A 12,839-nucleotide genomic window follows, 5' to 3' on the forward strand; every position below is an offset into this window, starting at 1 on the left:
GTCGGCGTAGTCCCGCCGGTTGATGTGGCGAAGATAGACATTGCGGACCCAGTTGATAATTGCTTAGGATTCGAAATTATATTTCGGAGTTTCCGAATAATGACCCTGGATAACCTGGCGCTGTTCCTGATGATCGTCGAGAAGGGCGGCCTGTCTGCTGCGGGGCGCGAGCTGGGGTTGTCGCCTGCCTCGGTGTCCGAACGGCTGGCGGTACTGGAAAGCTATTACGGCGCGAGCCTGCTTACCCGCACGACTCGCTCCATCAGCCTGACCGACGAGGGCCGTTTGCTGGCCGATGGCGCCCGTCGCCTGCTGGCCGAGGCCGAGGAACTGGAAAGCAGCATCCGCCTGGGGGCGCAAAAAATTTCCGGGTTGATTCGCCTCACGGCCCCAGTCGATCTGGGGCAGGCGCAGATCGTGCCGATCCTCGACCGTTTCCTGGCCGAACATCCGTCCGTGACGATCGACCTCAACCTCACCGATGGTTTTGTCGACCTGGTCGGCCAGGGGATCGATTTCGCCGTTCGTTACGGCACCCTGGCCGACAGTACGTTGCGCTCCAAGCCCATCGGCGAGAACCGTCGCGTGGTCTGCGCGGCGCCCCGTTATCTTGAACTCAATGGCACGCCGCAACATCCGGACGATCTGGTTCGGCATGACTGCCTCGTCATGCGCTTTGGCGGCAATATCGATCGGATCTGGACCTTCCGGGTGGGCGACGAAAGTTATCGCGTGGCGGTGAAGGGGAGGCGGGTGGCCAATAACGGTGGCCTGGTCAGGCAGTGGTGCCTGGACGGTCACGGCATCTGCAACAAATCGGTCTGGGACGTCCAGGCCGACATCGCTGCCGGACGGCTGGTGGAAGTGCTCCCGGGCTATTCGCCCGGTCAGACGGCGCTGCAGATTGTCTATCCACCGGTGCGTGTCCTGCCGCGCCGTGTCCGTGCCCTGATTGACACCATCAGTGCGCAGCTGGCGCTGGAGGCGGAGGGCTGAGCGGCTCGAGGCAACGGTCGGCCAGCAAGGCTCCCGCCGGTGTCGATTCGAGCATCGCCAGCGCCGCCCGCAGTGTCGCTGGCAATGCCTTCACCGGCCGGCGGGTCGTGCTGTCCACATACACATGCACGAAATGCCCTTGCGCCACGGCAACGTCATGGTCGTCGCGAAAGACCGCCAGCTCGTAGCGCACGCTGCTGGTGCCGACATGGCCGACCCGCAAGCCGATTTCCAGCACCTGGGGAAACTGCGCCGAGGCGAAGTAGCGGCACTGGCTTTCCACCACCAGGCCAATGGTAGCAGCGCCGGCTTGCAGGGGCTGCAATGCGCCATGCTCCATCAGCCAGGTGTTCACCACGGTATCGAAACAGGCGTAATACACCACGTTGTTGATATGCCCGTAGCTGTCGTTGTCCGCCCAGCGTGTCGGCATCGTGCGCAGCACGGGAAACCGGTCACGGGGTTGCGCTGCCTGCCGCTGGGTCACAGGGCCTCCTGGTAGATCGCCAGGGCGGCGTCGTAGGTCATCTCGCGCGGGTTGTTGACCAGCAGGCGGGTCTGTTTCATGGCGTCCCCGGCCAGTTTCGGCAGGTCGTCGGCCCCAATGCCCACATCGGCCAGACGGGTTGGCAGGCCCAGTTGCAAGGGCAGGCGGGTCATGGTCCGCAGCAAGGCATCAGCCAGTTCGTCAATGTCGCCATGGGCGTCCGGTATCACCGCCCTGGCCAGTTGCGCATACAGCGGCCGGGCTTCGGTCAGGTTGAAGGCCATCACGCCGGGCAGCAGCAGGGAATTCGACAGGCCATGGGGTACATGGAACAACGCCCCGACGGGATAGGCGAGGGCATGGACGGCTGCTACCGGGGCATTGGCGAACGCCATGCCGGCCAGGCAGGCGCCGAGCAGCATGGCTTCGCGAGCGGCAACATCCTGTCCCTGTTCGCAGGCCCGGACAATGTTGGCGCTCAGGAGCCGCAGGGCATCCAGGGCCAGGCAATCGGAAATCGGGTTCTTCAGCCGTCGGCTGGTATAGGCCTCGATGGCGTGGACCATCGCGTCAATCCCGGTCGCCGCCGTGACCGGCTGGGGCAGGCCCAGGGTCAGCAGGGCGTCGAGCAGGGCGCAGTCCGGCAGCAGCAGGGGCGACACCACGCCTTTCTTTTCACCGCTGGCGGTGGTGACGATGGCCACGGGAGTGACTTCGGAACCGGTGCCGGCGGTGGTCGGAATCAGGATCAAGGGCAGGCGCTGGCCGCTTGCCAGGCCGACGCCATAGAGGGTGTCCAGTGGCTGCCCGTCCCGGGCCAGCAGGGCGGCGAGCTTGGCGACGTCCATGGGGCTGCCGCCGCCGATGCCGATCACGCCATCGGCACCTGCTGCTCGTGCTGCCGCGGCGGCGGCTTCGACCATGGCCGCCGTCGGGTCGGCCGTGACTTCGGTGAACAGGGTCACGGCGATATCACTGGCCTGCAGGCTGGCAAGCGCGGCGTCCAGCAGGCCCAGGCGCTTGACCCCGGCGTCGGACACCAGCAGCACCGAGTGCATGGCGTGCTGGCGGGCGATTTCGCCGAGGCGCTGGGCCGCGCCGGCTTCGACCAGCAGGGACTTGACGGTCTGGAAACTGAAACTGTTGAACATGGGCAGGTTCTCGCATGTCGTGGGGAATGCCCGGCCGCGAAGACAGGCGGTAGCCAGGGCTGTCCGGCGATTATCGACGTCGGTTACCGTAGGCAGTAGCCGGCAATTCCACTGAGTGGGATTGGTTGGGGCGCGTTGCGTCTGCTATCTGTAACCGTTGTGTGTTTGCCATTATTTCTACCCAGGAGTCTCCCGATGCCGAGAAAACCCACCGAGTCGCGCAGTTCGCCCTCCAACCGCTCGGTCGAACGCGCGCTGCTGATCCTGCGGGCCTTCCGTCCCGGCGTGGCAGCGCTGGGCAATGCCGAACTGGTGGAGTTGACCGGCCTGCCGCGCTCGACCATCAGTCGCCTGACCCAGACGCTGGTGGAAAACGGCTTCCTGCAATACGAACTGCAGCGTGGCACCTACCGCCTCGGTCCGCCGTTGTTGAGCCTGGCCCATGCCCTGCGCCTGGAATCGGAGATCCTCAAGCTGGCGCAGCCGCTGATGCGCGAGATTGCCGAGGGCCACAAGATCAATGTCGGCCTGGCCGTCGCCGACCAGACGGATATGGTCTACCTGGAATCCGTGCGCAAGAACCGCAGCGGCTTGTTCCGCCACGTCACCAGCGGCTCGCGGGTGCCCATCGAAATCACGTCGTTGGGGCAGGCCTATCTGTCGACATTGTCCGGGCCGGCGCTGGAAGCGCTCCTGGATCGACTCAAGCCCCGGCATCCGAAGAACTGGAAGCAGGTGCGTGCCGCGATAGCCAACGCGCGCAAGGCCGTGCACAACCGGGGTGTCTGCCAGGCATCATGGCAGGCCGGCATCACCTCCATCGCCTTGCCCCTGGATCTTGAGGACCAACCCCCCTATGTCTTCAACATCAGCTTCGCCAGCCAGGACTTCACCGCCGGGCAAATCGAAAGCGAACTGACCCCGTTGCTTGAAGGCCTGTTGCAAAAAATCCGTGAGCAACTGGCGCAGGTGCGCTCGCTGGAGGACCTGTCGTAGAGGGTTGGCGCCCCAGGGTGACGGGGCGTGACGCTGACGTTTCGCCGCGGCTGGATCCGGCCAATTCCACTGTGTGGGATTGGGCCGTCGCTGCCCGGCGAGTGCTTGCACATAATCGGTTGACATGACCCGCGGCCCTTGTGGCGCGGTGAAAACAAGAAACCGTTATGGAGATCGTTTTATGGGCACCTCATCCCGACCGTCAGTGTCGACCTCCGGTGCGCTCAAGGGCGTACGTGTGATCGATTTGTCCAGGGTGCTGGGAGGACCGCTGGCGGCGCAGATTCTCGCCGACCATGGCGCCGATGTGATCAAGGTCGAACCGCCGCAGGGTGACGAGACCCGTGAGTGGGGGCCTCCCTTCCGGGGCGATGCCTCGGCCTACTTCCTCAATGTCAATCGCAACAAGCGCACCCTGGCCCTGGACCTGTCCCTGGAAGAGGGGCGCGAGGTGCTGATGCGCCTGCTGGAAGGCGCGGATATCCTGATCGAGAACTTCAAGCCCGGGACGCTGGAGAAGTGGGGCATCGGCCATGACGTGCTGTCCCGGCGCTTCGAGCGACTGATTCACGCCAGCGTCACCGGTTTCGGCAAGGACGGACCGTTCGGCGGCCAGCCGGGATATGACCTGATGGCGCAGGCATGGTCGGGACTGGTATCGACCAACGGCACGCCGCAGAGCGGTCCGCTGCGCCTGGGCATCCCCGTGATCGACATGTCCACCGCCAGCAACGCGGTGATTGGCATCCTGCTGGCGCTGTACGAGCGTGATCGCTCCGGACGTGGCCAGCATGTCGACCTGACACTCTATGACACGGCCATCAGCCTGCTGCATCCCCACGCTCCCAACTGGTTCATGTCCGGCAAGGTGCCTGGGCTCACCGGTAACGAGCATCCGAGCATTTCCCCCTACAGCCTGTTCAACACCAAGACCCAGCCGGTGCTGATCACGGTGGGTAACGACAACCAGTTCAAGCGCATGTGCGCGGTGCTGGAACTGCCGGAACTGGCCGAGGACGAGCGGTTCTCCAGCAATGCCAGGCGCATCGTCAACCGTCGGGTGCTGACCGATGCCATGGAGGCGCAGCTGGCGAATTTCGAAGGCGTGGACATCTGCCAGAAGCTGATGGCCGTGGGTGTGGGCGCTGGCGCCGTGCAATCGGTGGATCAGGCCCTGACCCATCCTCACACCCTGCATCGTCAGATGGTGGTGCAGTTGGGTGAGTACCAGAGCACCGGTATTCCGATCAAGCTGTCTCGCACTCCGGGCCAGGTGCATAGCGCGCCGCCGCAATACAACCAGCATGCCCGGGAGATTCTCGGCGAGGCAGCCTATTCGGATACGCAGATCGATCAGATGCTCGATCGTGGCGTGCTCCTGGCCGAGAGGAAGCGCCATGGCCAATGACGCCGCATTTGCCCCGGACAGCAGCCCCGCGGTCCTGTATCTGCTGGACCGCCACGTGGCCTGGATCACTCTCAACCGTCCGGCCCGGCGCAATGCGCTGAGCGCGGACATGGACGCCGAACTGCGTGCCTGCGTGAGCCGTGCCGAGCACGATCCGGAGTGTCGCGTGATCTGCATCAGCGGCATGGGCGAAGGCTTCTGTTCCGGCGCTGACCTGAGCGTGGCGCCGGGGCTGTCGACGGCACTGCCTTACACCCCGCAGCCGCATAGCCTGGAGGCCTTTCGCTTCGGCTACCTGATCCAGGCCCGCAAGCCGATCATCGCGGCGATCAACGGCGCGGCCGTGGGCGTCGGGCTGGTCCTGGCGGCGTTCTGCGACATCCGCATCGCCTCGGCGGGCGCGCGATTGGGCTTTACCTACAGCCGGGTCGGCCTGGTCGCCGAGTACGGCATTGCCTGGTGGTTGCCCCGTCTGGTCGGGCCGGGGGCGAGCAACGATCTGTTGTTGTCCGGTCGCCTGGTCGAGGCAGCCGAAGCCCGGCAGATGGGGTTGGTCAATCACGTGGTCGATGGCGAGGGTTTCAACGCCCATGTCGAAGACTATCTGCAGGCACTGGTGGAGCGTTGCTCGCCACGTTCCCTGGCGGTGATCAAGCGCCAGGCCTGGGCCGCCCATGAACAGACATTGCTCGAGTCGGTCCGCAGCAGCCAGCAGGATCTCGACGTGGCACGGCGCAGTGCCGATCATCAAGAAGGATTGCAGGCATTTCGCGAGAAACGCTTGCCCCGGTTTTCTGGAGACACCCATGACTGACGTTCCCTTTGTCACTGCCGTCGAGCGCGACGGCATTGTCCTGCTGACCCTGAACTCACCGGATACCCGCAATGCCCTGAGCACCGCCAGGGAGTTCGACGCCATCGAGCAGGCCTGCGCGCGGATCCAGAGGGATCGGGGAATTCGTGTCGCGATACTGACCGGTGCCGGCAAGGCGTTCTGCGCCGGCGGCGATGTGAAACTGATGCACCGGCGTGCCCTCGACCGCAGCGCCGAGCCCATTGAGGAGCGCTACCGCTACCAGGAAGGCATCCATCGGGTGACCATGGCCCTGCATCGCCTGGAGGTGCCGGTCATTGCCGCGATCAATGGCCCGGCCATTGGCGCCGGACTGGACCTGGCGTGCATGTGCGACCTGCGTATCGCCAGTGAAAAGGCGACCTTCGCCGAGAGTTTCGTCAAGGTCGGGATCATTCCCGGTGACGGCGGGGCCTGGTTGCTGCAGCGGGCGATCGGCGTCTCCCGGGCCGCGGAAATGACCTTCACCGGCGACACGATCGATGCGCCCACGGCCCTGGGCTTCGGCCTGGTCTCCCGGGTGGTCGGGCACGAGACGCTGCTGGATGAAGCCTGGGCATTGGCTGCGCGCATCGCCGTCAACCCCGGTCACGCGTTGCGCATGGCCAAGCGGCTGATGCGCGAGTCGGCCCACGCGCGGCTGGAAACCATTCTGGAAATGTCGGCAGCGTTCCAGGCGCTGGCCCATGCCACCGACGACCACCGCGAACGGGTCGAGGCGATTGTTCGCCGTATCGGCTGACCTTGCCGCTTCACTCTTTCGGGACTTGCCTGCCATGACCACACTTTATGAAGTACACGCAGGGATTGCGTTGCTGACACTGGACAATCTTCCGGTGAACGCCTTGAGCCACGCCTTGCGTCGTTCCCTGGCCGAGCGCCTGGAGCGTTGCCTGGCCGACCCGGCCGTACGCGGCATCATCCTGATGGGCGCGGGAGGGCGGGCTTTTTCGGCGGGAGCGGACATCGCCGAATTCGGCTCGCCCGCCAGTCACGCCGAGCCGTCCCTGGGGGCCCTGATCGGACAGATCGAGAACGCTCGCCTGCCGATCCTGGCCGCCATCGACGGGCACGCATTGGGCGGCGGGCTGGAGTTGGCCCTGGGGTGTCACTGGCGCGTCGCCAGCCGTCGCTCGCGCCTGGGGCTGCCGGAAATTCACCTGGGGCTGATTCCCGGGGCTGGTGGTACCCAGCGCCTGCCCCGGCTGATCGGCCTGCAGCCGGCCTACGAGATGATGCTCGGCGGCCAGCCGATCGACGCCGAACGAGCGGCGCAGCTCGGGCTGGTGGATGAGGTGCTCGACGGTGAGTTCGCCGCGCGGGCACTGCGCTGGTTTGTTGCCTTGCTCGACGGCGGCCAGGGTGTGCGTCGCAGTTGCCAACGGGAGGTTGTCGAACAGGCGTTGCCGGCACTCCCCGGACGCGTCGCCAGCCATGCCGCGCAGGCCTTGCGGCAATGCGTCGAGGCGTCCGTGCGGCAGCCGTTCGAGGCTGCGCTGGAGCTGGAACGCACAACGTTCGCCGCCCTGGAAAGCAGTGCCGAGTCGGCGGCACTGCGCCATGCTTTTTTCGCCGAGCGTCGCGCCGCCACACTCTCCGGGCTGGCCGCCGGAACCCGCCCGCTGGCCCTGCACAAGATCGCCGTGGTCGGCGCCGGTACCATGGGCAGCGGGATCGCCATGTGCTTTGCCAATGCCGGATTCAGCGTCGGCCTGCTCGATGTCAATCCGGACTCGCTGACCCGTGGGCTGGCCGGGATCCGGCAGAACTACAAGGCGCAAGTGGACAAGGGGCGCCTGAGTGTCGACGCCGCGCAGCAGTTGATCCGACGGATCGCACCACATGACAGCTTCGAGGCCATCGCCGATGCCGATCTGGTGATCGAGGCAGTGTTCGAGGACCTGGCCGTCAAGCAGACGGTATTCGCCACCCTGGATCGGGTCATGAAGCCGCAGGCCTTGCTGGCGAGTAATACCTCGACCCTGGATATCGACCGTATCGCCGGGTTCACCGGCCGTCCCGGGCAAGTGCTGGGCCTGCACTTCTTCAGTCCGGCCCCGGTGATGCGCCTGCTGGAAATCGTGCGCGGTCGCGCGACCCGCGATGAGGTGCTGGTCACGGCGCTGGACCTGGCCAGGACCCTCGGCAAGATCGGGGTCGTGGCGCGCAGTGCTGACGGCTTTATCGGCAATCGCATGTGGCACCAGTATTTGCGCCAGGCCTCGCTACTGGTGGAAGAGGGGGCCTCGCCGATGCAAGTGGACCGCGCGCTGCAGGACTGGGGATTCGCCATGGGGCCGCTGCGGGTCGCCGACCTGGCGGGCCTGGATGTCGGCTACGACATTCGTCAGCGGCAATACCGCGATTACCCGGATCAGCGCTGGTCCGGTTGGCTCGACCGCGTCAGTGAACTGGGGCGCCTCGGCCTGAAGGGTGGCACCGGCATCTACGCCTATCCGCAAGGCAGCCGGCAAGCCGTGGAGGACCCGCTGATACAGACATTGATCGAGGACTATCGGCGTGAGCGGGGCGTGGTGGCCCGCACGTTCAGCGACGAGGAGATCGTCAGTCGTTGCCTGGATGCGCTGAGTGTCGAGGGTATCCGCCTGCTCGAAGAGGGGGTTGCCCAGCGAGGCTCGGATATCGACGCGGTGTTTCTCAATGGCTACGGCTTCCCCCGTGCGCAGGGCGGGCCGTTGTTCCAGGCCGACCGGGCCGGACTGGCGGCGCTGATCGAGCGCCTGGCCCGCCGCGCGGGCGAAAGTGATGCGCGGTTCTGGGCGCCACCGCGGCTGCTGTGCGATGTGATGGAGCATGGCGGCAGGCTGTCGAGCCATGAGGGGGAGGGACGTCCATGAACGAGGTCGTGGTGCTTTCCACCGCCCGCACCCCCATTGGCAAGGCCTATCGGGGCGCCTTGAACGCCACCCACGCGGCAACGCTGGGCGGGCACGCAGTGGAGCATGCGCTGGCGCGCTCCGGTCTGCAGGCCGGCGAGATCGACGATGTGCTGATGGGCTGCGGTCGCCCCGAAGGCACCGCCGGCGAGAATATCGCACGGCAGGTGGCCTTGCGTGCCGGGTTGCCGGTGTCGGTGCCCGGCGTGACGATCAATCGCTTGTGCTCCTCCGGGTTGCAGAGCATCGCCATGGGGGCGCAGATGATTGCCTGCGGTGACGCGCAAACGGTGATCGCCGGTGGCCTGGACAGCATTTCCTGCGTGCAGAACGAACACATGAACCATTTCATGGCGCAGGATCCCTGGCTGCTGGCCCGGCGTCCCTCGATCTACCTGAACATGATCGAGACCGCCGAGGTGGTCGCCGGGCGCTACGGCATTTCCCGGGAGCGCCAGGATGTCTTTGCCGCGCGCAGCCAGCAGCGCAGCGAGCGGGCCCGACTCGAAGGCCGGTTCGCCACGGAAATCGCGCCGATGGAGGTGTGGCGTCAGGTGCGCGACAAGGAGACCGGCCAGGTACGTGGCGAAGCCTGTCGCCTGAGCGAGGACGAGGGTATCCGCCCCGGGACCACCGTCGAGGCGCTGGCTGGTCTCAAGCCGGTGATCGAGGGCGGCTGCGTCACTGCCGGCAACTCCAGCCAGTTGTCCGATGGTGCGTCGGCCTGCGTACTGATGGATGCCCGTCGGGCCGAACGCGCCAACCTGCAGCCGTTGGGCTATTTCCGCGGCTTTGTCGTAGCCGGTTGCGAGCCGGATGAAATGGGCATCGGCCCGGTCCTGGCGGTGCCGCGCCTGTTGGCCCGGCACGGCCTGCGTGTCGACGATATCGATCTCTGGGAACTCAACGAAGCCTTTGCCGTGCAGGCGCTGTATTGCCAGGAGCGGCTGGGGATCGACGACGAGCGCCTGAACGTCAATGGCGGCGCGGTCGCCCTCGGTCATCCCTACGGCATGTCGGGATCGCGCCTGGCCGGCCACGTGCTGATCGAAGGACGACGACGGCGCGCGCGTTGGGTGGTGGTGACGATGTGCATCGGCGGAGGGATGGGCGCAGCCGGTTTGTTCGAAGTGGTCTGAGACCGCGAAATTCAATAAAAACAACAACACGAGAGCTTTCTTATGAACACAGTCAATAATGGGGTGATGGCGGGGGCTTCCACGCCGGCCTCACCAGCAACGGCGCGCGACGCCACTCGCCAGTCCATTCGCCGGGTGGTATTGGCCGGTGCATTCGGGACGGTTGTCGAGTACTTCGATTTCAGCGTCTATGCCTTCCTGGCGACCACCCTGGCAGCGGTTTTCTTCCCTGCCCAGAATCCCACCGCGGCGCTGCTCTACACCCTGGGCGTGTTTGGCGCGGCGTTTGTCGCCAGGCCCCTGGGCGGGATTCTGATCGGACACCTCAGCGACCGTTATGGCCGCCGCCCGGCCCTGACGGTAGCAGTGGTCGGCATGGCGTTCGCCAGTACGCTGATCGGGTTGTTGCCGGTCTATGCCAGTATCGGGATTGCCGCGCCAGTGCTGCTGTTCGTTCTGCGTTGCGTGCAGGGGCTGTCGGCCGGCGGCGAACTGGGCAGTGCCGGCTCCTACGTGGCCGAAGTGGCTCCGGATGGGCGGCGTGGCTTTCTCACCAGCACCACCCAGGTCGGCACGCTGGTCGGTACCATGCTGGGTTCGCTCTGCGTGGGCCTGATGCACATGGGCCTCAGTGACGAGCAGATCCTGTCCTGGGGGTGGCGGATTCCGTTCCTGATCTCCCTGCCTCTGGGGATCGCCGCGCTGATCGTGCGCAGCAGGATGGAGGAGTCCAAACAGTTCGAGTCCGTGGAGGAGCAGGGCGCGGTCGCGAAGATCCCGGCATTGTCGGCGCTGGTCTCCCACCCTCGGGCGGTGTTCACCGTGTTCGGTCTGACGCTGGTGTCCTTCGCCTCCTACTACCTGGTGTTCACCTACATGGCCACCTACTTCGAGCGCCAGGGCATCATGCGTCCGGGGCTGGCGGCCTGGTCGACGACGTTGACACTGCTGCTGGCGGCGGTGGCCATTCCGGTCTGGGGCAAGATCACCGACCGCATCGGTCGGCGCCCGATCCTGATTGGCGTGTGCGTCGCCAACCTGTTGCTGGCCTGGCCGTTGTTCCTGTTCATGCAGAGTTCGGTGGGCGCAGCGTTCTTTTCGCAGATCGTGCTCGGTCAGATCGAAGCCGCTTACCTGGGAGTGATCCTGGCCGCCTATTGCGAGATGTTCCCGGCCCGGGTGCGCTCCAGCGGCTTCAGCCTGGGCTACAACTTCTCGGCGATTCTCGCCGGCGGCAGCGCCCCCTACCTGGCCACCTGGCTGATCTCGGTAACCGGCGTGCCCCATGCCCCGGCCTGGATCCTGATGGCCATGGCCTTTCTTTCCCTGCTGGTGGCCTTGACGGTATCCGAAACCGCCAATCGCCCGATGCCGACTGTTTAACGCACTGGAGTCCCTCATGAGCATTGCGAGTTACCCGCAGATTTATCAATTCATTGCCGGACGCTGGGTCGAAGGCGGCGCGCAGACCGTCGAGCAGGTGCTCGACCCGGCCACCGAACAGGTGCTGGGCCGTTACCGCCACGCCTCGCTTGGCGACATCGACGCGGCCCTGGCCGCCGCGGACGAGGCATTGCCCGGATGGCGCGGCAAGACGGCCGAAGCGCGCTACCAGATCCTGCGCACCTCCGCCGGACTGCTACGCCAACGCACTGAAGAAGCGGCGGCGATCCTCAGCCTGGAGCAGGGCAAGCCGCTGGCTGAAGCACGGATGGAGATCCAGGTCAGCGCCGACGTGCTCGACTGGTATGCCGAGGAAGGCCGCCGCGCCTACGGTCGGGTGATTCCCGGCGCGGCCAACAGTCGCCTGCTGGTGGTCAACGAGGCGATCGGCGCGGTGGCGGCGTTTACCCCGTGGAATTTTCCCGCGACCACCGTGGCCCGCAAGCTGGGTGGCGCGTTGGCCGCCGGCTGCACGGTAATCATCAAGGCCTCCGAGGAAACCGCGGCGACGGCCGTGATCATTTTCCAGTGCCTGGAGCAGGCCGGGTTGCCGGCGGGGGTGGCGAACCTGCTGCTGGGTATCCCCGCGGAAATTTCCACGCGACTGTTGAGCAGCAAGGTGATCCGCAAGGTGTCCCTGACGGGGTCCTTGCCGGTCGGCCGGGTGCTCGGGCATCTGGCGGTGGACAACGATCTGGTGACTACTATGGAACTGGGCGGCAACGCGCCGGTGATCGTGTTCGACGATGTCGATGTCGAGGCGGTCGCCACGTTATGCGCCACGGCCAAGTTCCGCAATGCCGGACAGGTCTGCAATGTGCCAAGCCGTTTCTATGTGCATGAGCGCATCGCCGAACGTTTTGCCGCCACGGTTCAGGCGTTCGCCCGGGACCTGCGGGTCGGCCCCGGTGTCGAGGCCGGCACGCAGATGGGGCCGCTGGCCAATGCCCGGCGGCTGGCGGTGATGCAGCAACTGATCGATGACGCACGGGAGCGCGGGGCCGACCTGCTGGCCGGCGGCAAGCGCCTGGAACGCGACGGCTACTTTTTCGCGCCGAGCGTGCTGGCCGATGTCCCGGATGCGGCCCGGGTGCTGGTGGAAGAGGCGTTCGGCCCGATCATGCCCATCACCACGTTCAGTGATCGCGATGAAGTGCTGGTGCGTGCCAATGACACTGCCTATGGCCTGGGCTCCTTTGTCTTTACCGAGTCCCTGGATCATGCCACCTACGTCAGCGATGCCCTGGAAGCCGGGATGGTCGGCGTCAATACCACGGTGCTTTCGCGCACTGAAACCCCGTTCGGCGGAATCAAGGCCTCCGGGCATGGTTTCGAGTCGGGCATCGAGGGCCTGGAAGCGTACCTGCGCAAGAAGGTCATCCTGCAACACCCACCGGTTCGCGGCGCTGCACGCTGAATCTTGTCGATCAGGCCGACCGGACAAGCGGGCCGGCCAACAGGGAGAACAT

At 65.7% G+C, this 12,839-nt stretch carries 11 protein-coding genes; 9 read left to right on the top strand and 2 right to left on the bottom strand.

The window, feature by feature from the left end; genetic code table 11:
• Positions 1-99: 99 nt before the first annotated feature.
• A complete protein-coding gene (locus tag KI243_RS11675) occupies positions 100-996 on the top strand; it encodes a LysR family transcriptional regulator (RefSeq protein ID WP_017128819.1) in 897 nt (298 codons plus the stop codon).
• Here the strand turns inward: KI243_RS11675 and KI243_RS11680 are convergent.
• Both KI243_RS11680 and KI243_RS11685 read right to left on the bottom strand, forming a co-directional pair.
• On the bottom strand, positions 962-1,483 hold the full coding sequence (locus tag KI243_RS11680; RefSeq protein ID WP_017128820.1) for a thioesterase family protein: 522 nt from the start codon (positions 1,481-1,483) through the stop codon (positions 962-964). The genes KI243_RS11675 and KI243_RS11680 overlap by 35 nt on opposite strands.
• Positions 1,480-2,634 carry an iron-containing alcohol dehydrogenase gene (locus KI243_RS11685; RefSeq protein ID WP_017128821.1) on the bottom strand — a complete coding sequence of 385 codons (1,155 nt, stop codon included), beginning with the start codon at positions 2,632-2,634 and terminating at the stop codon, positions 1,480-1,482. The genes KI243_RS11680 and KI243_RS11685 overlap by 4 nt, the downstream gene beginning before the upstream one ends.
• Positions 2,635-2,829: 195 nt before the next feature.
• On the opposite strand from KI243_RS11685, the gene KI243_RS11690 reads away from it, so the two are divergent.
• From KI243_RS11690 to KI243_RS11725, 8 genes are all read left to right on the top strand, one after another.
• Entirely contained in the window at positions 2,830-3,630 is an 801-nt protein-coding gene (locus tag KI243_RS11690) for an IclR family transcriptional regulator (protein WP_017128822.1), read from the top strand.
• Between the two features lie 181 nt (positions 3,631-3,811).
• Positions 3,812-5,038, top strand: coding sequence for a CoA transferase (locus tag KI243_RS11695; RefSeq protein ID WP_042936689.1), 1,227 nt, complete (start codon positions 3,812-3,814; stop codon positions 5,036-5,038).
• Complete coding sequence (locus KI243_RS11700; RefSeq protein ID WP_017128824.1) at positions 5,028-5,852, top strand: enoyl-CoA hydratase-related protein; 825 nt, start codon at positions 5,028-5,030, stop codon at positions 5,850-5,852. The genes KI243_RS11695 and KI243_RS11700 overlap by 11 nt, the downstream gene beginning before the upstream one ends.
• A complete protein-coding gene (locus tag KI243_RS11705; protein ID WP_017128825.1) occupies positions 5,845-6,633 on the top strand; it encodes a crotonase/enoyl-CoA hydratase family protein in 789 nt (262 codons plus the stop codon). Before KI243_RS11700 ends, KI243_RS11705 begins: the two co-directional genes overlap by 8 nt.
• 34 nt (positions 6,634-6,667) lie before the next feature.
• Entirely contained in the window at positions 6,668-8,749 is a 2,082-nt protein-coding gene (locus tag KI243_RS11710) for a 3-hydroxyacyl-CoA dehydrogenase NAD-binding domain-containing protein (RefSeq protein WP_177119793.1), read from the top strand.
• Positions 8,746-9,927 carry an acetyl-CoA C-acyltransferase gene (locus KI243_RS11715; RefSeq protein WP_177119792.1) on the top strand — a complete coding sequence of 394 codons (1,182 nt, stop codon included), beginning with the start codon at positions 8,746-8,748 and terminating at the stop codon, positions 9,925-9,927. The genes KI243_RS11710 and KI243_RS11715 overlap by 4 nt, the downstream gene beginning before the upstream one ends.
• 42 nt (positions 9,928-9,969) lie before the next feature.
• The gene (locus tag KI243_RS11720; protein ID WP_052328599.1) at positions 9,970-11,310 is read left to right on the top strand and encodes an MFS transporter; all 1,341 of its coding nucleotides are present in this window, start codon (positions 9,970-9,972) and stop codon (positions 11,308-11,310) included.
• A gap of 16 nt (positions 11,311-11,326) precedes the next feature.
• Entirely contained in the window at positions 11,327-12,787 is a 1,461-nt protein-coding gene (locus KI243_RS11725; protein WP_017128829.1) for an NAD-dependent succinate-semialdehyde dehydrogenase, read from the top strand.
• Positions 12,788-12,839: the final 52 nt, after the last annotated feature.

Origin of the sequence: Pseudomonas sp. Ost2, from assembly GCF_018326065.1 — a bacterium.
Lineage (GTDB): Bacteria > Pseudomonadota > Gammaproteobacteria > Pseudomonadales > Pseudomonadaceae > Aquipseudomonas > Aquipseudomonas gingeri.

Bases quoted from the DNA above. Each gene is read 5' to 3' on its own strand.
- KI243_RS11675 (WP_017128819.1), top strand. From the start codon at position 100: ATGACCCTGGATAACCTGGCGCTGTTCCTGATGATCGTCGAGAAGGGC.
- KI243_RS11715 (WP_177119792.1), top strand. From the start codon at position 8,746: ATGAACGAGGTCGTGGTGCTTTCCACCGCCCGCACCCCCATTGGCAAG.
- KI243_RS11720 (WP_052328599.1), top strand. From the start codon at position 9,970: ATGAACACAGTCAATAATGGGGTGATGGCGGGGGCTTCCACGCCGGCC.
- KI243_RS11700 (WP_017128824.1), top strand. From the start codon at position 5,028: ATGGCCAATGACGCCGCATTTGCCCCGGACAGCAGCCCCGCGGTCCTG.
- KI243_RS11685 (WP_017128821.1), bottom strand. From the start codon at position 2,634: ATGTTCAACAGTTTCAGTTTCCAGACCGTCAAGTCCCTGCTGGTCGAA.
- KI243_RS11690 (WP_017128822.1), top strand. From the start codon at position 2,830: ATGCCGAGAAAACCCACCGAGTCGCGCAGTTCGCCCTCCAACCGCTCG.
- KI243_RS11705 (WP_017128825.1), top strand. From the start codon at position 5,845: ATGACTGACGTTCCCTTTGTCACTGCCGTCGAGCGCGACGGCATTGTC.
- KI243_RS11725 (WP_017128829.1), top strand. From the start codon at position 11,327: ATGAGCATTGCGAGTTACCCGCAGATTTATCAATTCATTGCCGGACGC.
- KI243_RS11695 (WP_042936689.1), top strand. From the start codon at position 3,812: ATGGGCACCTCATCCCGACCGTCAGTGTCGACCTCCGGTGCGCTCAAG.
- KI243_RS11710 (WP_177119793.1), top strand. From the start codon at position 6,668: ATGACCACACTTTATGAAGTACACGCAGGGATTGCGTTGCTGACACTG.